At 60.7% G+C, this 20329-nt stretch carries 18 protein-coding genes; 10 read left to right on the plus strand and 8 right to left on the minus strand.

Going from position 1 to position 20329, the window contains the following annotated elements; translation table 11 throughout:
- Positions 1-4: 4 nt before the first annotated feature.
- The 6 genes from QF629_01385 to QF629_01410 form a co-directional block, all read right to left on the minus strand.
- Positions 5-751, minus strand: a complete 747-nt coding sequence (locus QF629_01385; GenBank protein MDP6012187.1) for an SDR family oxidoreductase — start codon at positions 749-751, stop codon at positions 5-7.
- A 104-nt stretch (positions 752-855) separates the two neighbouring features.
- On the minus strand, positions 856-1542 hold the full coding sequence (locus QF629_01390) for a 2Fe-2S iron-sulfur cluster-binding protein (GenBank protein ID MDP6012188.1): 687 nt from the start codon (positions 1540-1542) through the stop codon (positions 856-858).
- Positions 1539-3458 (minus strand): FAD-dependent oxidoreductase, encoded by a 1920-nt coding sequence (locus tag QF629_01395; protein ID MDP6012189.1) that lies wholly within the window; start codon positions 3456-3458, stop codon positions 1539-1541. The genes QF629_01390 and QF629_01395 overlap by 4 nt, the downstream gene beginning before the upstream one ends.
- A 103-nt stretch (positions 3459-3561) precedes the next feature.
- A complete protein-coding gene (locus QF629_01400) occupies positions 3562-6201 on the minus strand; it encodes a hypothetical protein (protein ID MDP6012190.1) in 2640 nt (879 codons plus the stop codon).
- A 90-nt stretch (positions 6202-6291) separates the two neighbouring features.
- Positions 6292-6756, minus strand: a complete 465-nt coding sequence (locus QF629_01405; GenBank protein MDP6012191.1) for a hemerythrin domain-containing protein — start codon at positions 6754-6756, stop codon at positions 6292-6294.
- A gap of 446 nt (positions 6757-7202) precedes the next feature.
- Positions 7203-8288: a mandelate racemase/muconate lactonizing enzyme family protein gene (locus QF629_01410; protein ID MDP6012192.1), complete on the minus strand. Its 1086-nt coding sequence runs from the start codon at positions 8286-8288 to the stop codon at positions 7203-7205.
- Positions 8289-8434: 146 nt separating this feature from the next.
- Here QF629_01410 and QF629_01415 point away from each other — a divergent pair, with 146 nt between their 5' ends.
- From QF629_01415 to QF629_01460, 10 genes are all read left to right on the plus strand, one after another.
- A complete protein-coding gene (locus tag QF629_01415) occupies positions 8435-10030 on the plus strand; it encodes a DHA2 family efflux MFS transporter permease subunit (protein MDP6012193.1) in 1596 nt (531 codons plus the stop codon).
- Positions 10031-10044: 14 nt separating this feature from the next.
- A complete protein-coding gene (locus QF629_01420) occupies positions 10045-11070 on the plus strand; it encodes an amidohydrolase family protein (protein MDP6012194.1) in 1026 nt (341 codons plus the stop codon).
- Positions 11071-11079: 9 nt separating this feature from the next.
- Entirely contained in the window at positions 11080-12126 is a 1047-nt protein-coding gene (locus QF629_01425; protein MDP6012195.1) for an alcohol dehydrogenase catalytic domain-containing protein, read from the plus strand.
- Between the two features lie 399 nt (positions 12127-12525).
- Positions 12526-12831, plus strand: coding sequence for a putative quinol monooxygenase (locus tag QF629_01430; protein MDP6012196.1), 306 nt, complete (start codon positions 12526-12528; stop codon positions 12829-12831).
- Positions 12832-12837: 6 nt separating this feature from the next.
- Positions 12838-13698: a 3-methyl-2-oxobutanoate hydroxymethyltransferase gene (gene panB, locus QF629_01435; protein MDP6012197.1), complete on the plus strand. Its 861-nt coding sequence runs from the start codon at positions 12838-12840 to the stop codon at positions 13696-13698.
- A 569-nt stretch (positions 13699-14267) separates the two neighbouring features.
- Positions 14268-15677, plus strand: a complete 1410-nt coding sequence (locus QF629_01440; protein ID MDP6012198.1) for an amidase — start codon at positions 14268-14270, stop codon at positions 15675-15677.
- Between the two features lies 1 nt (position 15678).
- The gene (locus QF629_01445) at positions 15679-16923 is read left to right on the plus strand and encodes a Zn-dependent hydrolase (GenBank protein ID MDP6012199.1); all 1245 of its coding nucleotides are present in this window, start codon (positions 15679-15681) and stop codon (positions 16921-16923) included.
- A 141-nt stretch (positions 16924-17064) separates the two neighbouring features.
- Positions 17065-17856 carry a hydroxyacylglutathione hydrolase gene (locus QF629_01450; protein MDP6012200.1) on the plus strand — a complete coding sequence of 264 codons (792 nt, stop codon included), beginning with the start codon at positions 17065-17067 and terminating at the stop codon, positions 17854-17856.
- Between the two features lie 136 nt (positions 17857-17992).
- Entirely contained in the window at positions 17993-18208 is a 216-nt protein-coding gene (locus QF629_01455; protein ID MDP6012201.1) for a hypothetical protein, read from the plus strand.
- A gap of 202 nt (positions 18209-18410) precedes the next feature.
- A complete protein-coding gene (locus QF629_01460) occupies positions 18411-18620 on the plus strand; it encodes a cold-shock protein (GenBank protein ID MDP6012202.1) in 210 nt (69 codons plus the stop codon).
- Positions 18621-18674: 54 nt separating this feature from the next.
- On the opposite strand, the gene QF629_01465 is transcribed toward QF629_01460, so the two are convergent.
- Both QF629_01465 and QF629_01470 read right to left on the minus strand, forming a co-directional pair.
- The gene (locus tag QF629_01465; protein ID MDP6012203.1) at positions 18675-19775 is read right to left on the minus strand and encodes a hypothetical protein; all 1101 of its coding nucleotides are present in this window, start codon (positions 19773-19775) and stop codon (positions 18675-18677) included.
- Entirely contained in the window at positions 19772-20293 is a 522-nt protein-coding gene (locus QF629_01470) for an OsmC family protein (GenBank protein MDP6012204.1), read from the minus strand. The genes QF629_01465 and QF629_01470 overlap by 4 nt, the downstream gene beginning before the upstream one ends.
- Positions 20294-20329: the final 36 nt, after the last annotated feature.

Here is a 20329-nt window from a genome sequence, read left to right on the forward strand (position 1 = left end):
TCCCCTACCCCTCCATCACCCCCGCGACGGTGAAACCGCCGTCGGCAGCGTAGGTGTGACCGGTGGTAAAGGTACAGTCGTCGGAGGCAAGGAAGGCGGCAACGGCGGCGATCTCGCTGGGATGGCCAAAGCGCTTGAGAGGCATGCGCTGGGCGGCGCTGGCCATCAGCTCGCCTTGCAGCTCGGGGTGCGTTTTCGTCGGACCCGGCGCCACAGCATTGACCAATATATCGTGCTCGGCGAGTTCGATGGCCATGCATTGTGTGAGGTTGATCAACCCGGCCTTGCTGGTGCCGTAGGCTGCGCGCCCACGGCCGCCGAAGATGCCAGAGTTCGAGGCTACGTTGACGATGCGACCGCCCGCCCCTTGTGCCACCATCCGGCGTGCCGCCACCTGGCCGCAAAGAAAGGCGCCGTAGAGGTTGATGCCGAGCACTGTGCGCCAGTGCTCGTCCGTAGTCTCGAGGAAGGGCATGCGGTCCATCACCCCGGCATTGGCGACCAGCACGTCAAGGCCGTCCCACAGCGCCACCGCTTTCGCCACAGCACCCTCAACAGCGCAACGCTCACGCACGTCGATAACATGCGCCGCAACATCGTGGCCGATGCTGTCGGCCGCCGCCTCAGCCCGCGCCTCGTGGCGGTCGCAGATCAGGACCTGCGCGCCCTCCTCCGCCAGGCGCTGGGCGATGGCAAGGCCGATGCCGTGACCGGCGCCGGTGACCATGGCACGCTTGCCCACAAACCTCATGTTTCCTCTCCTTCTGACGGCAAGGCGTCATGCAGAAAACTACCGAAGACGATCATCTCCGGACTGGTAACGCGGTAGATGTGGATGCTGCCGACGGGGAGCCATCAAAGCTGCGCCAGCAGCGGCGCAATAACCTTGCCTTTAAGATCGATACCGATGCCGCATTTGCAACCGGGGCAGTCGACGCAAGCGTCAAGCCCGAGCTCTCGCGCGGTCTCGAGCGCACCCACGCGATCGCTTTCGCTGGCCAGCGGATCGAGGCGCAGGCGTTGCAACTTCAGCAGTGAGAACGGATTGCCCCAGCGATAGGCGTCACCGTCATCGCGCTGCTCTTCACCATCTCTGAAGTTGCGCGCGTGCATAGGACAGTCATGCAGACAGGCATAACAGTCGATACAGGCGGTCAGGGCGTGAAAGTCGTCGCCCGCCGCCACATTGAGATCGTTCGCGAGTATGGCGTTGGGCAGATGGCCGCGCAATTGCCGGGCGATGCCGTCGCGGCGGCCGATCATGTCGCGCAACACCGGCAGGGTGCCTTGGGCGCTGATGCTATCGCCTTCCTTTACCCGCGCCCGGCAAGACAAGCGTGGGCGGCCGTTGACGTCGACGGTGCATAGGCCGCAAGCGCGGTTGCGGCAGCCATAGCGATAGGAGAGATCGAGAATCTCGCTGGTCTGTGCCTGCAAAAGCAAGTCCAGCACCATCGGGCGCTCGCCCTCTTCGCGTGGCTGATATTCGTAGGTCACCGGACGGTCTTCGCCATCGCGGTGCAGAACGATCTCTACCTTCATGCTTCCGCGACCTGAGCTTCGGCGACCTTCTCATCACCACTCTTGAGAGGGCCCATGGTGGCGCGATAGCGCCCCTCTATGACAGCATCTCGCCAGCGCAGCGGCAGCGACCGTAACAACCTGAGAGCCACCTTGCGCTTGCGATCTCGGTACAGGTAGGCCAGCAGTTGCAAGAACGGCGTGCCCTTGCGCGGTGCCTTCACCACCCCCCAGCCATCCGCCGCATCACGACGAACAACCGCCGACCACGGCCGCGACCACAGCAGCGAGGTCTGGCCACCATCGAGGCGGACATGCGCACCCAGACTGTCCTCGCGCGTCAATGCCGCTCGTGCCACAGCTTCCGCCGTGTCCAGCATGCTAGCAAGTTCGACGCGGTCTATGAAAGACTGGTTCCACACACCCTCGCAACTCACAGTGGCCTCGCTGCAGCGGCGGCGCAGCTCGGCAATCTTCGTCAACATGGTCTCGAGCCCCGACCTGGTACGGGCCGGGCCGATATGTTCCCAACAGGCTTCCTGCAGCTCCCTTACGAGACACGCCGGCGCGTCGGCACTGCCCTGTCCGAACAGGCCGCGATAGCCATCAAGCAGCGGTGTAAAAACGGCATCGTCAGCGGGTTTGCTCGCCTTGGCGACGGCAGCCGCGCCATGGCCGGCACGAATGCCGAAGACCGCGTTTTCCGACAGCGCCGTCGAGCCCAATCGGTTGGCACCGAACACACCGCCCATCGCCTGGCCGGCGGAAAATAATCCACGCACGGCTGCACGATCCTCATCGGTCTTGGCCGCGGCATCAGGTCCGACACGCACTCCGCCCATGCAATAGTGCGCACTCGGGCGCACCTCCCACCATTCCTGGCACTTTGTCGCCTTGCGCCCCATGGCCTGGCGCACCGTGCCCATGACCTTGGATAAAGTAGTGTTCAGAAAAACCTCGAAATAGGGTCCGGAGCGCGGTGCCGCAACATTAGCGGTGAGATCGAGATAGCAGCCGCCCCGCTCAGTGCCGCGTCCTTCATTAACCGCGCGTACCATGGCGGCAGCACACTCAGCGCGAGTGCGCAGCATCAGCCCATCGAGCAAGAGCTTGCCCTCGGCATCACGCAGCACCCCGAGATAACCCGCCACACCGGGCTCTGAAGCGATCAGCCCCTCGTAGGACGGCGGATAGGTGATACAGAAGGGCAGGAACTGCACCTGCTCCATATCTACCAGATCGGCGCCCGCGCGCAGAGCAAGCGCATAAGAATCGCCGGTATTGCCGCGCATGGTGTCAGTCTTGGGAAAATACATCGTGCCTAGCCCGCCGGAAGCGATCACCACCGATGGTGCACGGATCGCCAGCAACTCGCCGCGCCCAGCGTCGTAGACCACAGCGCCCGCAACGCAGGGATCGCCATCGTCAACCGTCACCAAATCCAATACCCAGGCGTCTTCGAGATGGTCGATCCCGGCGCCCTGGACGACCGCATTCCAGTGGGCATGGCTAAACGCCACGCCGCTATTGCGATGGACGACGGAGCGCCGATGGGTGTGTCCGCCAAATGCGACCGGTACCGTTTGCGGGCCGCCGCGCTCCTCGTCGATGTCGGGGCGCAGACCTTGCCGGCGAATCCAGTCATAAGCGTCACGGCTGTCAGCCGCGAAGGCATCAGTAATTTCGGGATCGGGCAGATCAGCACCCGCCACGCGTAAATTATCGGAGAGCACCTGACGAGTATCGGCATCCTCTGCGCTGCCACGAAGCGTAATAATACCTTCGGAAATCTTGGTGTCTGAGCAGCCGATCGGATCCTTCGATACCACCAGCACCCGCGCGCCGCTCTCCGCGGCAGCGTGCGCGGCCGCGCTTCCGGCACCGCCGGAGCCAATTACTACAACGTCATAGTCGTGCCACTGCGTCTCTATCGCCATTCCGTGTCTCCCTCTTCCTCAAGTCGCGGCATTCAAGCATGAAACGGCAAGCGAGGCACCCATCCTGGGCGCGGATCAGAGCTGCAACCACAACATGAAAAGATCAAGGACCGGGATTGGCGCCATACGACAACATCACCCGGCGTTTGCCATCTAGCGTCTCCGCTATGTCGAATACGCTGAGAAAGCTCTCCCGCATATCGGGGTCTTGAAACCGCATCTGCAGGTATTCGGCGAAGCGCGCCCGCAAGGTTGCAATCTCGCCGTTCCTATCGGCTAGCACCGACTCATCCAACGGCACCACGCCCTTCGCAGGTTGGCCGAGGCAGGCATGAAGAACAGGCGCACAATAGCCCCGGCAAATCCGCTTCAGGCCGTCGACACGGTTGCAACTGCAATCGCATGGCAACTCGATGGTAAAGCCGCCGCTACTACCAAAAGTGGCCTGCTCACGGGTCATAGCAGCGGCTACCATCTCTTGCAGGGACTCGCCGCTGAGCGCCGGAAACATCTCTATGGCATCCTGGAAGACATCGTCGGCGATATCGTCCGAAGACAGCATCGCGGCTCGTCGATCGCCTTCCCAAGGCGCCGCGATGGCGAAGCGCCCCGCGACGCTCGCGTGGTGCGACAACACTGGATTTTTGATTGTCCAATCGATCAGCCGAAAGTCGATTAGGTCGGCCGAAAAGCTGCCGCGCATGACGAACGGCGTGTATTCCTCGATCGTCACCTGGCCGGTCAGCGGATATCGCCGCACCTGCGCAGAATAGATGCCGACAGCCCGGTATGCCCCGCCGTCCTCGGCCGAGACCGACATCTGCGCATTGGCGAAACTGCCGCTGAAGCCGTAGTCAATAAGTGGGATTGTGATCTGTACCGAAGAGCCTTCGGTGGCGTCCAACACCGCGGCCATACGAGCCATCTCCTCGTCCAGATCCAACACGCCCGCTTCGCCAGAACCAGCAGCCATGTTCACGACCTGACCGCTAAAAGCACCGGTCCCCGTGGTGTGGCTATTGCTGCCGAGCAGACCCGGATTCAATTCCAGCAAAATCGTGGTAACGGGCCCGCAGGCCATGTACCTGAACGCCTCATAACAGGGGGTCTCTGTCTCCTGGCGCCCCATTTGCGCACTCGTCCCCTCATAGGTGCTCAAAATTGACGCACCGCCGTCGAGTTCCTCGGCAGTGTGCGCAACAGCGGAATCGCCTCCCAAAGCTGCCGGCTGTGGTTGGCTTCCAGGTGGACTTGCCTCCGGCTGCCCCTGCGTCCGCGACCCAACCATCGAACTTTCCCAGCCACTGATGGAAAAATGCAGCAACGGATGCTGAGCTAAGGTCGTCGCTGGATTGCGCGCGACATTGGCGATAATGAGGTATTGGGGAGTATCGGTTGCGAGGTGAAACCGCCAATGCGCAATGTGCTCCTCGGACTTGGCGGGGTTCTGAACGATAGTCGGGCGGCCCACTTGCTTGGCGCCGCTCACACCGACGACAAGTGAGCGTAGCCGGGCTATGTCCTCACCACTGGTTTGCACGGAGATATCGACCCCATCTGGCACACCGATAACGAGCTTGACACAGCGGGTCGCGACCTTCGACAAATTCAACGTTACTTTTGCTTGAGGTCTATCATTAGACAGAAAGAGCGGTGGACAGCCGCCGAAAACAGCCCTGTGCCAGCGGCGCCGGACCCCCTCCTCCGATTGGGTGACCTGCGCCCGTCTTGGCACATAGTCGGAAAACGTAACAACAAAATTAGCATAAAGCCGAGCCAGCCCCAGTCCCGTCTCGCGACGCAGGCCGGTATCGAGCCATGTCATCTCATCCGGCAAACCGGGGGAGCCGTCCAGCGGGGTGCTGAAGAAGGAATCCAAGTAGTGATAGTCGGGCGCAATCGGCTCGATCGTTGCCAACCCATTCGATACTTTGGCGCTCATATATTCGCCGATATACCGCCACAGGGAAGCGCTCCAATAGCCATCGTTCTTGCGCCGCAAATCATTATCCGAAACGTAAAGCGTACTGCTGTACCTGCGGCCACCCCAGCGCTGGACTGGGCGACGTCGCGAAGGCTCTACACCTCGCAGAGCGAAGGCGGTATCAATGCCCATCGCCTCTGCCGTTCCCTCGACAATCCAATTACCTAAGGTACAATTCTCCGGAAATAGGTCGTAGCCGTATTGAACCGCATGAAACAGCTCGTGCGCTAAATTCTCCATCGTCCGCGCACGTAGTACCCCCCCCTGAAAGGCGCGCGACAGATCGATCTTGATATAGGGAGTCGTGCCCATGCCACGACAACGAACGCTATAGCCCGCGGGTGCGGTGCTGGAAAGCCGGATGCGCTCGTGCTCGTTCAGCTGGGTGAAGGCCTCGTCATCGACATAGGCGCCAGTCATGTCGCGCCAATCGGGATAATCGTAGAGATAGATGCGGTAGGCCTGCCTGCCGTCGTCGCCGGTCACCACGGGCTCGAGCATCGGTTGGCGAAACCCGAGCAACTCGTAATGCCGCGCGACCTCGCGAAGATAGCTCTCGAGTACAGCGATATGCCCCGGCGGAACATCGGCTACATCGTTCAACCCCAGCAGATTGGTCACATCGGTCACCGCCTCGACGTTCTCGGGCGCGCCAATCCAGATGTCGAAATCCTTTATCTGCCAAGCCGCGCTTACCGGATCGTGCACAGCCAACAGAGCCAACAACCCCACGAATCCCGCCGTAATCCGACCTGCCACTCTCCATCCCCCACAACACTCCGCCGCGGCGTTGCGCGGTGTGGAAACATTCAAGCATGAAACGGCCAGCACGGTGGCCAGAAAGATGTCTTATGGCGCCAACGTTCGCAGCGGGACCAGAGAGACGCCGCGGACCTCAGCCCAGGCGTGCCCGAGCCTTGCCAATTCCCCCTCGCTCAACATTTCGTCAGCCAAAGGAAACAGAAACTCCTCCTCTTTCCGAAAATGTTCGCGGGCGAATCCGATGCAATAGTGAATCCAATCCACGGCATCTTGGAGATCCTGAGCGTCCTCCACCTTCTCCAGGGATTGTTCCATTCTCGTGTGCTCATCGCGCATTGCCGTGACAAGCCGGTCATCCTCCAGATGAGGCCGCAGCGCAGGAATGAGCAGCGTTTCCTCAAGCTTGCCGTGGGAGACAATCTCGGCATTCAATGCGATCGTGGCATTTTGAATTTGTGAAATAATTTCAACTTCATCAACCAGAGAATTAACCTGATCAAATAGTCCGCAATACGCACCATGCTCACCGCGCAGGGCGTCCGTTATTCGCATGCCACCTCCTGCCACTTCCGCAGGCCAGCCAAGTATCGGGGCGGGCAGCCGAAACTGTTTTGCCAAGTCTGCCCAGCAGGCCCACCCTGGCATGATGTCTTGCGTTTTCCTAATCGACGACCCCCCATAACCAACTCGAAAGTAGCGCTTTGAGCCAAGCTATACCTTTATCGAGATCAATTTTCCGGCGAGCAGGGTAAAAGCGTTGTCCCGTTCTTCATCAGGCGCCTTAGCGGTTTCGCACCTTGGTAAGTTTTGCAGTGCCACGGTAGAACATGTTGCTCGAACTCTCGGTATAGACCGAAATACCGATGACAAACGCGATACTCTCCTCGGCCGCCACGGCGTAGCAGCAGCGCAAGCCAAATCGCTATTCCCGGACGCCTCGGGTTGCTCGGCTCAGATAGCTGTGGCCGACACGGCGCGTGAGACAACCCGGATGCGCCTCAAAGGCGGAAGCCGTCCATGCCGTCCCAATCAAACTCGACCCCGTGACCTGGACGCTCCGGCGCCGTGGCAAAACCCTCGACGATGGTGAGCGGTTCGGCGATGTATTTCTCGAGTCCAAAGCCGTGAACCTCAAGGTACGACTTGTTGGGTACGGCCGCGAGCAAATGGACGTGCAGGTCGTGCACCCCGTGCGAAGTGACAGGCAGATTGTTAGCCTCTGCCAAATGCGCAATCTTCATCCAGCCAGTAATGCCGCCGCAATTGGATACATCCGGCTCGGGGAAAGCGACACCGCCCGCGGCGATGAGGTGCTGGAACTCGTGCACCGTGCGCAGATTCTCGCCGGCAGCGATTGGCACCGGACCATCGCGCGCGATACGGCCATGGCCGGTATAATCGTCTGGTATCGTCGGCTCCTCGAGCCAGAAGACGTCGTGCTCAGCGAAGGCTCGCGAGGCGCGGATCGCCACTTCTGGGCTCCACCGCATATTAGCGTCAACCATCAGCGGAAAGTCATCGCCCAGCATCTTGCGCATTTTGCCGACCCGTGCGACGTCCTCGCTAAGCCTATCGCGCCCCACCTTCATCTTAATGGCGCGAAAGCCTTTGTCGAGATTATCCTGGGTCTGGTCCAGCAACTGCTCGATGGGGAAATAGAGATCGATGCCGCCGGCATAGGCGCGCACCTTCGAGTCATGCCCACCGAGCAGGCGCCAAAGGGGAACCCCGGCCTTCTTTGCTTTCAGATCCCACAAGGCGATATCCACGGCGGAGATAGCGAAGACCACCATGCCGCCGCGGCCGCTATAATGCACCGACCACCACATATCCTGCCAATGCTGCTCGATGCGGTCGGTCTCCTTGCCTTGCAGCAAGGGCTTGTAGGCTTCGCTAATGACCGCCTGGATTCCCGCCGCGCTGGCGCTTGCCGTATAGGTATAGCCGACCCCCTCCAGGCCATCGACGTCACGGATACGCACCGTGATCAAATCGAATGTGGTCATCTCACCGTGCGTCGAATCGGACAGCGGAATCGGCAGCGGGATGCGATAATGGCCGGAGCGAAGATCGGCGATGGTCATGGGTGCCCCCTTGGCGGACGGTGGCGGAGAACAATTACCTACACCGGAAAACCGGGCCACGCCATAGCCTCGCTTGATGCCACCAGCCGGCGCTGTTACATCGGCCCTACGCTAGTGATTTTCCCAACTCCCGGCCCACCATGTCGATGAGCGAACTCGAAGCTGCACCGCCGCGCCCCGATCGCCCCCTGGGCTTGCGCCAGCTACTGGCGTTCTTCGGCATGGCCGTAGGCATGTTCCTCTCGGTTCTCAGTATCCAGATCGTCGGCAGCTCGTTCTCCGAGATCCGCGCCGGTCTCAGTGCCGGCCCCGACGAGGTAAGCTGGGTGCTGACCGCAGCCCTGATCGCCGAAGTGATCATGATCCCGCTGTCGGGCTGGCTGTCGCAGCTGTTCTCCACACGCTGGCTATTCACCATCTGTTCGATCGGGTTCATGTTGGCCAGCGTCGCCTGCGCCTCGGCCTGGAGCATTGAATCGATGATCGTTTTCCGCGCCTTCCAAGGCTTCTGCGGTGGCGCCATCGCGCCGATGGTTTTCGCCACCATCTTTTCAGCCTTTCCGGCCCGCTATCAGAACGTGCTCAGCGCCATCGTCTCCCTGCTCGGCACTGGCGCAGTGGCGCTCGGCCCTAGCCTGGGAGGCTGGATCAGCGAGACCCTGTCCTGGGAATGGTTGTTCCTGTTCAACGTGCCGTTCAGCGTCTTGGCAACGGTCCTGGTGGGCTCTCTGGTAGATTTCGACAAGCCACAATGGCACCTGTTCAAGCGCATCGATATCGTCGGAATTCTCTTGCTGGCGACATTTTTCATCAGCCTCCTGATCGTGCTCGAGGAAGGCCGCCGGGAAGATTGGTTCGCCTCGGACATGATCGTTGCCTTCTCGGTTGTTACCGTAGTGACCGGCATCTGCCTGTTCTGGCACGAGCTAACTTGTGCTCATCCTGTAGTCGACTTGCGCCTATTCAAGCAACGCAACTTCGCCATGGGCACGTTCTACATTGCCGTTTTCGGCGCCGGCCTGTTCGTGCCGCTTTATCTCTTGCCCTTGTTCCTGGGACGCGTTCTCGGCCTCAGCACTTTGCAAATCGGTACTTGGATTTTCGTGCTCGGCATATCCATGATGATTGCCGGCTTCTTCGTTCCGCTATTGGTCAAGTATTTCCGCCTTCGCACCATCGCCCTTGTCGGCTTCTCGCTGCTAGCGGTGGGAACCTATTTCCAAGCTAATCTCAACGTTAATACGAGCTTTGCCAGCTTAATGCTGCCGCAAGTCTTGCGCGGCTTCGCGACCCAACTATGCTTCCTCTCGATGGTTCGTCTGGCACTCGGCCTGCTACCCGTCGATCAGGTAAAGAACGGCACATCATTGTTCCAGCTCACTATGCGCCTCGGTGCCGCTATTGCCGTGGCCATTGCCAACAGCTTTCTGATCGTTCGCTCGGAGATCCATTACCAGCAGTTCCGCGAAACAATCGGACAGGGCCATCATTACGCCAGCGATGTCTTCGATCTCTTCAGCAGCCGTCTAGGACCAGGACTTGGCGGCTCACCCGACACGGCCACGGCCAGTCTGCAATTGCTCATCGAGATGAGTCGTCGCGATGCCTTGATCCGGGCTTTCAACGAGATAACCATCGTCATCTCTATCTGTATTGCAATCGCAATTATCCTAATGCCACTGATCCAGAGCGTGCGTGATCGCGCTGTCCAGACAGCTCGGAAAGAAACGGCCGAGAAGTAGGAAAAATCAGAAACATGAGAGCAAAACTACCCGCTACGTCGATCAAGGAAAGCTGGCTTGCCCAACACCGAGAGCCCATCCTCGAACCCGATCTGCCGATCATAGATCCCCACCACCATCTGTGGGATCGCGATGGACACAAATACATGCTCGACGATTTGTTGCAAGACACAGGATCTGGCCACAACATTGTCGCGACCGTTTTCGTAGAATGCCGATCGATGTATCGCGAGGTGGGGTTAGAACATTTGATGCCCGTCGGCGAGACCGAGTTCGTCAACGGCATTGCGGCGCAAAGCGCGAGCGGTGAGTTCGGTCCGACGCGCGTCTGCGAAGGCATCGTCGGTTTCGCCGACCTGACCTTGGGCGACACGGTCGACCAGGTCCTGGAAGCCCATATCGCAGCAGCCCCCACACGCTTTCGCGGTATCCGCCACGCTTCCGGCTGGGACGCCAGCGACGCCGTGCGCAACTCCCACACCAACCCGCCGCAAGGCCTACTTGCGGATTCCACCTTCCGCAAGGGCTTGGCCCGCTTACCCGCACACGGGCTTAGCTACGAGTCCTGGCTCTATCACCCGCAAATCCCTGAACTGACGGATTTAGCCCGCGGCCATCCCGAGGTGACCATCGTCTTCGATCACTTCGGCGGCCCGCTCGGTATTGGGCCCTATGCCGGCCTAGGCGAGGAGGTGCTAACTCGGTGGCGCAAGGATGTCGCTGATCTCGCCGCGTGTGAGAACGTCTACGCCAAGCTCGGTGGCAACAACATGCCGATCAACGGCCATGGCTGGCACAAACGCGAGATGCCGGCGAGTTCCGAGGAACTGATTGCCGCGGGCGGCGATTACTACCGCCACGCCATCGACGTGTTTGGTCCTGAGCGTTGCATGTTCGAGAGCAATTTTCCCGTCGACAAGCTATCCTGCTCCTATGCGGTGGTATGGAACTTCTTCAAGCGCCTCGCCAGCGGCTTCAGCGCCACGGAAAAAGCTGCTCTGTTCCACGACACCGCGCAGCGTATCTACCGCTTGTCATAGGATGACATCATGAAAGCCGCCGTCTTCTCAGAACCAGGTGTCCCGCTAACTATTGAGACCGTGCCGGACCCGGAACCCGGTCCGGGAGACCTGATCCTCAAGGTCCATGCTTGCGGCATCTGTGGCACGGACCTGCACTGGTCCGACAATGCCGATCCCACCGTGGGCTGGCGCCACCTCGAGCGCGGCGCCGTGATGGGTCACGAGTTCTCCGGCGAGGTGGTCGCGGTGGACAAGAATTCGCGCGGAACCTGGAATGTCGGCGACCGGGTAACGGCCCAGCCGTTCAACGGCTGTGGTTATTGTCCGGCCTGCCTTTCCGGCCGCGCCTATCGCTGCCAGAGCGTGACCAACCGGGCCAGTCTGGCCCAGCCCGGCGCCTATGCCGAATATACCCGCGTGGGTGCCAATGCCAGCTTCCGCCTACCCGAGGCCGCGAGCTTCGACGACGGCGCCTTGGTAGAACCGCTCGCGGTCGGGCTCAACGCGGTGGAAAGGGCCAGGTTACAGGCCGGCGACACCGTGCTGATCGTCGGCGCCGGCCCAGTTGGGCTTGCAGTCTCGATCTGGTGCCGCTTTTTCGGTGCGCGGCACATCATCATCAGCGATCTCGTGGCAGCCCGAGCCGAGCAGGCAACGCGCTTCGGAGCCACTGCCGCCATCAATGCCAGCCGCGAGGATGTGCGCAGCACCGTTGAGGCGATCAGCGGCACCCAACCACGGGTGATCTTCGATTGCGTTGGCGTACCGGGAAGCCTACAAACGGTGATCGACCAGGCGCCATTCGACGCACATATCGTCGTGGTCGGACTGTGCATGGCCTCCGACACGTTCTTCCCGACCAAGGCACTCACCAAGGAGTTATCGCTCGATTTCGCCTTCGTCTATCGCTACGAGCACTTTGCCATGGTGCTCGACATGATAGGTGCCGGCCGCATTGATACCACCAGCCTGGTCACCAGCCATACCAATCTGGCTCACTTCCCCGAGGCATTCCAGGCGCTCAAAACTCCATCCCAGGACATCAAGGTGATGCTGTCACCGGATGCTGTCTAGAGCATGTCTCGGTTAATTGGAGTCAGTGTGACCGGTCTCAGAGACGTCGTCCAAGGGCGCTGCATAGACTTTAAGGTCAGCGTCGGCCCGGCCCCGCAAAAGGTCGTCGACAGATCCATCTGACAGCGTGCGCAGACGCGTGATTCCTGTTCCGGGCGGTTTGGAAGACTAAGCATTCCACACCGAATGTGGCCATCGAGGAATTAATCCTCTATGCGCACACAGACTGCGATTTCCGTGCTGGGTACGATCAGATCACAGATGACTAGATCATCGCCGTTGCGCTCGACACTGACTGGGGCCAATATCGCGTCGTCGGTCGGCAAGTACGTGGCGCCGCACCCGAACAACGTCACCGTATCAATACAAATGTATTGCAGTGCATGGAGGAGCAGGAAAATGGGTCGCTACGTCGTCATCGCCGACTTTCAAGTAAAGCCGGGCAGACTCGAGGAATTCGTCGAGACCGCCAAGGTCGATGCAGCGGCCTCGGTGACGAACGAGCCGGGCTGCCATAGGTTCGACGTCAACACGCCGCGCGATGGCAGTGACCGGGTCATCCTCTACGAGATCTATGAAAACGAGTCGGCCTTCAACGCCCATCTCGAGACATCGCACCTGAAAGCGTTTCGCGAGGGCATCGCAACGCTTGTGGCCGACCGCAACATCACCCCTTGCCATGTTACCGAAAACAGTGACGGTTGAGTGATCATGGCAGATAAACCAAAGAAGCTGGCCATCCAGGACATCCAGGCGACTGTCGCCAAGGGCGAGCCAGTCTTCCAGATTACCGCAGTCGACTATCCGACGGCGCTTGCGGTTGACCGCGCCGGGATCGAGTTCATCCTGGTGGGGGATTCACTTGGCATGACAGCGCTTGGCCTCGACGGTACCGTGAGCGTGACCATGGATATGATGATCCACCACGCCAAAGCCGTCAGCCGTGCGGCGAACCGGGCCATTGTCATCGGTGACCTGCCCTTCGGCGCCTATCACGCCAGCACCGCCCAGGCTGTTGACAACGCCGTGCGGCTTATGAAGGAGGGCGCCTGCGACGTGGTCAAGCTCGAAGGCGGCGAGGACTTCACCGACAAGATCCAGGCCATCGTGCGCGCCGGCATCCCCGTAATGGGGCATATCGGGCTGACGCCTCAGACCGTCTCCAAGCTGGGTGGCTTCAAGGTCCAGGGTAAGGATGTGGCCACCAGCCTACAATTGATCCGCGATGCTAAGGCGCTGGAGAAGGCGGGCGCATGCGCCATGGTTTTAGAGGCTATTCCCGACCGCATCGCCAAGCTGATTACGGAGACCGTATCGATCCCCACCATGGGCATAGGTGCCGGGCCCGATTGCGACGGCCAGGTGCTAGTGCTGGCCGACATGATCGGCATGTTCGACCGCTTCACGCCGCGCTTCGTCAAGCAATACTGCAAGGTCGGCGAGCAGATCACAAATGCCATGACCAGCTTTATGGAAGACGTGCGCACGAGCCAGTTCCCGCTGGCCGAGCACTGCTTCACCATCAAAGACGAGCAATACGAGGCCGTGCTCGAAGCGCTCAAGAAGACGTGAACCAGCGCGGCTAGCCGAGCTACAAAGCGGGGAAGATACCGAAGTACTGGCAGTCATCGAGGAGGGCCCCCGCAAGACGGTGAAAGGCGTCACCGAGATCGCCAAAGGCCAACGCGAGACACTAGCCGCCCTGACCAATCTCGGTGAAGGCCTGCGCACCCCTTCCAATATCGGCGGCTTGATCGCCGAGTCGAGGCATGACCGACGTCTTTCGGCATGCCGACGCAGACGAAGGTCCGTCCTATGCGCCGCGGTAAGTCTGGCTGGCCTTGCAGCGCCGGCAGATGCGGTTGTGGGCGCCTTCGGAGTCGAAGCTGTCGCCACACATCAGGCAGGCGCGCGCCTTGTGTTCACTGGGCGCGGCTCGCTCGCCCTCGCGGCCAGTAATCTCACTGGCGCTCCGGCGTGGGTCTTCCCACATTCCGGATTTTATTTGATTTCCCATGCACTTAGATTGACAGGAAAAGATGGCAACAAAAAGGCGAAGGCGTAGAATTGTCGGGGTATCGCCTTGCCGCAGCGATCACGTTAGGGTGAGCGCTTTCCAACCTTGAAAACGTGGAGCCGCCATGTCCGACAACCTCACCCGCCTTTCGGCGACAGATCTGATCGAGGTCTACCGTTCCCGGAAGGTCTCTCCGGTGGACGTCTGCGAGGCGGTTCTGGGGCGCATCGCCGAGACCCAGGACAGCCTCAACGCTTTCGTGACCGTTGACGGTGAAGGCGCGCTGGCCGCAGCGAGAAATTCGGAGGCGCGCTGGCGGGCTGGCGAGCCCCGTGGCCTAATTGATGGCGTGCCAACCTCAATCAAGGATTTACTGCTAGCCAAGGGCATGCCAACCCTGCGGGGGTCTCTCAGTGTCGATCGCGAGCAGTCCTGGAACGAGGATTCGCCTGCCGCAGCGCGGTTGCGCGAGCATGGTGCGGTCATCCTCGGCAAGACCACGACGCCAGAATTCGGCCACAAGGCCGTGACCGACAGTCCCCTGAGCGGGATTACGCGAAATCCCTGGGATCCCGATAAGACACCCGGTGGCTCGAGCGGCGGCGCCGCGGCGGCTGTAGCGGCTGGCATGGGCCCGCTGGCGGTCGGGACCGATGGCGGCGGTTCGATCCGCATCCCGTCCTCCTTCAGCGGCATCTTCGGCATCAAGGCGACCTTCGGACGCGTGCCTTCCTATCCGGGGACGCCCAACAGCAGCGTCTCCCATGTTGGGCCGATGACACGCACCGTGGCCGACGCGGCGCTGATGCTGACAGTGCTCTCTGAGCCCGACTGGCGCGACTGGTATGCCCTGCCCCACGACGGCACCGATTATCGCGCCAACCTGGAAGAGCCGTTGAGTGGCGTGCGCGTCGCCTATTCGCCGACCCTCGGCATGGGTGACGTGGCTATCGATGCGGAGGTGCGAGCCTCAACCTATGAGGCGGCGAAGACCTTTGAGGACTTGGGTGCCACTGTCGAGGAGGCGAACCCGTTCTGGCCGCACGAACCCGGTGAGGTCTTCGGTGTCCACTGGGCAATGGGTGCTGCCGCGTTGGTCGCGAGCATGCCGGCCGAGAAACAGGTGTTGTTGGAAGAGAGCCTGCTCAGGTCTGCCGAAGCCGGACGCGGCCTTGACGGGCTGACAGTCAAGCGCGCCGAGATGGCGCGCGTCGCCGACGGCCTGGCGCTGGCGGAATTCTTCGAGCACCATGATCTCATCTTGTCCCCCACCTTACCGGTACCCGCATTCAAGGCTGGCCAACAGATTCCGTCCGAGGCCTATGCCGAAAATCCACTCAGCTGGATTCCCTACACCTTTCCTATCAATCTGACGCGCAATCCGGCCGCCTCGGTGCCCTGCGGTTTCACCGCCACCGGGCTGCCGATCGGCCTGCAAGTGATCGGCCCGCTGTTCGGCGAAACCATGGTGCTACGTGCCTGCCGCACTTACGAAGAAGCCAATCCTTGCCATCAAAGCTGGCCGAAGCTGTGAAATGAGCAAGGCCGCAAACCGGCTGTGCATCGACGGCGGCCGGCTCTGGCAGTCGTTGATGACGATGGCGGAGATCGGCGCAACGGCGAAAGGCGGCGTCTGCCGCTTGGCGTTGAGCGAGACCGACCGCGACGGGCGCCGGCTCTTCGCCGAATGGGCCGAGGCGGCCGGCTGCCGACTCAGCATTGACGGCATCGGCAACATGTTTGCTCACTGTGCGGGCCGCGACGACAGCCTCGCCCCAGTGCTTGTCGGCAGCCATCTCGACAGCCAACCGACTGGTGGAAAGTTCGACGGCGCCTATGGTGTGCTTTCTGGGCTCGAAGTGGTGCGTGCCCTGCAGGATGCCGGTATCGAGACCCTACGACCTATCGAGATCGTCAACTGGACCAACGAGGAAGGCTCACGCTTTGCACCAGCCATGATGGGCTCGGGCACATATAGCGGCGCCCTTGCCCTTGAGGAAGTTCTGGCACAAGAGGAATCCGGCGGTGGCCAGACGGTAGCGGAGGCTCTAACTGAGCATGGCTTGGCCGGCGATGCGCCGGTTGGCGAGAGAACCCCCCACGCCTATTTCGAGGCCCATATCGAGCAAGGCCCAATCCTCGAGGCCGAAGGACACACCATCGGGATCGTTACCGCTATCCAGGGACTTCGCTGGTTCGACTGCCGCGTCGAAGGCATGGAGGCACATGCCGGCCCGATGCCGATGCCGGCGCGCAAGGATGCGCTACTGGCGGCCTCAAGGCTGGTCGAGCGCGTCAACGCCATTGCGCTCGAGCATGCCCCTGACGGGCGCGGCACGGTGGGCGAGTTCCGCATCTCGCCAGATTCCCGCAACGTCATCCCAGGCTCAGTCCATCTCGGCATCGACATGCGCCACCCGGATGCGGATGCCCTGGCCGCAATGGCAGCTGCTTTGCGCGTGGCCTATGACGACCTAGAGGGCTACGGCGGCACATTGAACGAGATTTGGTATTCGCCGCCTACCCTGTTTGACCCTACCTGCGTGGCGGCCGTCCGCAACGCCGCAGATGCGCTCGGTGCCTCTTACCGGGAGATCACCAGCGGAGCCGGCCACGATGCGAAATACATGGCCGACATCTGCCCTTCAGCAATGGTTTTCATCCCATGCCGCGATGGCATCAGCCATAACGAAATCGAATCCGCCGAACCGGAACACGCCACCGTCGGTGTCGATGTGCTTTTGTTAGCAGTGCTGGAAAAGGCTCAAGAGCCCGGGTAGTCCTATCCACGAGAGGGGACAGAACCGGCGTCACAGTGAACTGCATGAAGAGAAAAAAGCCCCAGAAAGATACCATCATTGCACGGTCACCGCAGTGAGACGCTTCACAGCCGACAGACGATATGCACGAGGGAGTCTGAAATGATCATCAAGCAGCTTTATACCGATAATGCCTACCGCAATTTCAACTACCTGATCGCCTGCTCCAACAGCGGCGAAGCGCTTGCCGTCGACCCACTTGATCATCAGCGCTGCCTAGCCGCCGCCAAGAATGCAGGGTGGGAGATCACCCAGGTCCTCAACACCCATGAGCATGGCGACCATACCGGTGGGAACAAGGCCGTGATCGCCGCAACGGGTGCAAAGCTGCTCGCCCATCGCGACGCCAAAGACAAGATTCCGGGACTTGACCGGGGCCTGTCAGCGGGCGATGTGATAACAGTCGGCAAGCGCGTCGAACTCGAAGTTCTCGATACGCCGGGCCATACCATGAGCCACGTCTGCGTGATGGGCCACGCCGACCAACCGGCCCTGATCTGTGGCGATACCCTATTCAATGCCGGCGCCGGCAACTGCCACAACGGCGGCCACCCACCGGAGCTATACGAAACCTTTGCCGGACAGCTGGCGGCATTGCCCGAGGATACCTTGATCTATCCCGGACACGACTACATCGAGAGCAATCTCGAGTTCACTTTGGATCGGGAGCCGGACAACGCCCGCGCAACGGCCCTGCTGGACGAGCTCAGGGACCAGGATCCGCATCATGCGAGGGTCACCACGCTAGCGCTGGAGAAAGAGGTCAACACCTTCTTCCGTCTGCACAGACCGAGCATCATTGCGGCCTTGCGCGAGCATTTTCCCGATCTCCCCGACACACCCTCGAAAAAGGACGTGTTTCTGCGCCTGCGCGAGCTTCGCAACAGCTGGTAGGGAGAAAATTAGACCTTTGTGACAAGTCAGGCTCTGAGGTCGAAGCGAGGAGAGCGCCATGTATTACGGTGACGGTGATCGCGGGGCAGCATGGTTTCGCGAGTGAACGTCCAAGGCCCAGACACTTGGTCTGACCATGGCCATCGGCACCGTGTTCGGCTATGTCACGCGCACGGTTGCGGCGACGCCGGGTAATCGCAGTTGGGTCGCTGTTACAGCCTTCCTGGCAGCCGCCACCGTCCACAATACGTTTCTGGTGGTAGCCCGCGGCCACTATCGCGTTAATCCCGGCATTGAGGCGGTAAATTTAACTCTCGGTGCAGTGGCTATCAATATCGATCAAGAAGCCTGATCGCCCGACGAAGCTATCACGCGACGCGTTCCGCTTGCGTTTGCCGGCGCGAACTCTATGATTGTACGATTGGTTTCAAAGACCCTAGTGACAGTGACGCGCGGCTCCGCCCTCGCTACCGGCTATCCTGGGCATCCTCGAAGCTGATACCCGCCACGGCGAGTCGCGTCTGGCGGGCCTTAGAACTACCGAAGGAACGAACATGACTACTGGAACCGTCAAGTGGTTCGATCGCACCCGCGGTTACGGCTTTATTGAGCCCGAGAATGGCTCGAAAGATGCCTTTGTCCATATCTCCGCCGTAGAGCGTGCCGGCCTTTCCGATCTTCGTGAAGGCCAAAAGGTGGAGTTCGAACTGGAGCCCCAACAGAACGGTCGCGAGGCCGCAGAGAACCTGAAGGTCATCGAATAGATCTTGCGCATACGTACGACAAGGGCCCGTCCGCTCAGGACGGGCCTTTTGTATTCACGGATCCCGTCGCATTTCCCAGTACAGAGAACGCCGGCGAATTTCCGCCAACTCCGCCCCGTAGGTTCCTGGGTGACGCCGGGCATGCTCCGCATAGTCGTCGGCAATCGCTAGCAATTCACGCCCCCTGCTCGCCGCATCGCGCTCGAACAAGTCAAAATATTCACGCAAAGCCACCTGCTCTGCTGCGTCGGGGACTTCGGCAAGTGCCTTGTCCATCTGACGTCGCAAGGGCTCGTCAAGCGCCGCTGCCGCGGCGGCAACGACGCGGCTCAGATTCCACGCCAAATATAACCGCTGCCCCGCATGTTCCGTTCGCGCCAAGTCGGACAGGCGGTTTTCCACATACCAGCGATAGGCATCAGGCGACACCGGCGCATCGTTCAGCACCGCTGCCAGCACCCAATCCAGGGCCCGGCCGAAGACAGCCGGCGGAGCCCAAGCATGCTGCCCATCCCAAATTTCGACCATATGGCGCACACTGGGCGGTAAGCCGCGACGGATGCGTCGAGCGTGGCTGAGGTTGAAATCGAATGCACCAAATGTGCCGTAAACCGCAGCCCCGGCATTTGCCTCTTCCTCATAGACGCGCGGGCCCCACGGCCCAGCCGCCTGCAGAACCACACCGCGAAAGCCGGGGCGCAGGCCAGGGTAGACGCTACACACCTTGGCGGCACCGGAGAGACCAGTGCAAAAGCGCATGGTCTCATCTGCCCGCACGCGCCGCAAGACATCGTCATGGGCAGCGACGAAGTTCGCCTGCCAGGCGTTAGAGCCATTTCGGGATTCGACCAACATGGCAACAACCCAGCGCTCACGCATCAGGCGATCAGCCATTTCTCCCATCTCGACATTACCGATCGGGCCGGCGATGAACATCACAGGGTAGAGCCGAGTGACGCTCGTCGCGTAGTCCTCGGGCAGCCACAGCCGATAGTGAAACAGCAATGCCCCTTCAGCGCCCGGTGGCGCAGCGGCAATGAGATGAGTCTCGCCGGGTGCCAAGAGCGCATCAAGAGGTGTCAGGTCCTCTGCAAAGGCCGCAGCGGAAAGCAGGCAAACGGCGCCTACAAAAAGATGCCGATGCAAGCGCATCACGGGGCGACAGGCCGGACTTGATGGTCAATGCTCACCTCAACACCCTTTGTCAGGCTTTGGTAAACGACGCAATATCTCTCTGTCAGCTCTAACACCTTCGCCAGGATCGCCGGTTCAGCATCGGATTCCAAATTGAAGGCAAGGCGGATGGACTCGAATCCCACAGGCGCCTCGCGATCGATGCCGAGCGTGCCGCGCATATCGACCTCACCTTCGGCAAGCACTTCGCCGGAGATCAGCTCAACATTGAGTGCCGTGGCCACGGCTTTGAGCGTCACACCGGCGCAGGCGACGAGGGCCTGCAACAGCATATCGCCGGAACAAGCATGTAATCCGTTACCACCGGTCGCGGGGTGCAAGCCGGCCTCGACAATCTCGCGGCCGACATCGACCGAACATGCCACACCCTCAGGATCTAGCGAACCTGTCGCCCGCAGCATAATCAACGCCGCCTCCGGTTCCGACCGGCAGCGCTCCTTAAATGACGTCTGAATCTCTCGTAGCGTGTGGGCCTTCATATCTTTCTCCTGATGGTGGCTCTGGGCGCCCCATTA

This window comes from Alphaproteobacteria bacterium, from assembly GCA_030739735.1.
Lineage (GTDB): Bacteria > Pseudomonadota > Alphaproteobacteria > UBA7887 > UBA7887 > UBA7887.

Coding starts and splice junctions, on each gene's coding strand:
- QF629_01385 (MDP6012187.1), bottom strand. CDS start 751: ATGAGGTTTGTGGGCAAGCGTGCCATGGTCACCGGCGCCGGTCACGGC.
- QF629_01390 (MDP6012188.1), bottom strand. CDS start 1,542: ATGAAGGTAGAGATCGTTCTGCACCGCGATGGCGAAGACCGTCCGGTG.
- QF629_01395 (MDP6012189.1), bottom strand. CDS start 3,458: ATGGCGATAGAGACGCAGTGGCACGACTATGACGTTGTAGTAATTGGC.
- QF629_01405 (MDP6012191.1), bottom strand. CDS start 6,756: ATGCGAATAACGGACGCCCTGCGCGGTGAGCATGGTGCGTATTGCGGA.
- QF629_01410 (MDP6012192.1), bottom strand. CDS start 8,288: ATGACCATCGCCGATCTTCGCTCCGGCCATTATCGCATCCCGCTGCCG.
- QF629_01415 (MDP6012193.1), top strand. CDS start 8,435: ATGAGCGAACTCGAAGCTGCACCGCCGCGCCCCGATCGCCCCCTGGGC.
- QF629_01420 (MDP6012194.1), top strand. CDS start 10,045: ATGAGAGCAAAACTACCCGCTACGTCGATCAAGGAAAGCTGGCTTGCC.
- QF629_01425 (MDP6012195.1), top strand. CDS start 11,080: ATGAAAGCCGCCGTCTTCTCAGAACCAGGTGTCCCGCTAACTATTGAG.
- QF629_01430 (MDP6012196.1), top strand. CDS start 12,526: ATGGGTCGCTACGTCGTCATCGCCGACTTTCAAGTAAAGCCGGGCAGA.
- panB (MDP6012197.1), top strand. CDS start 12,838: ATGGCAGATAAACCAAAGAAGCTGGCCATCCAGGACATCCAGGCGACT.
- QF629_01440 (MDP6012198.1), top strand. CDS start 14,268: ATGTCCGACAACCTCACCCGCCTTTCGGCGACAGATCTGATCGAGGTC.
- QF629_01445 (MDP6012199.1), top strand. CDS start 15,679: ATGAGCAAGGCCGCAAACCGGCTGTGCATCGACGGCGGCCGGCTCTGG.
- QF629_01450 (MDP6012200.1), top strand. CDS start 17,065: ATGATCATCAAGCAGCTTTATACCGATAATGCCTACCGCAATTTCAAC.
- QF629_01455 (MDP6012201.1), top strand. CDS start 17,993: ATGGCCATCGGCACCGTGTTCGGCTATGTCACGCGCACGGTTGCGGCG.
- QF629_01460 (MDP6012202.1), top strand. CDS start 18,411: ATGACTACTGGAACCGTCAAGTGGTTCGATCGCACCCGCGGTTACGGC.
- QF629_01470 (MDP6012204.1), bottom strand. CDS start 20,293: ATGAAGGCCCACACGCTACGAGAGATTCAGACGTCATTTAAGGAGCGC.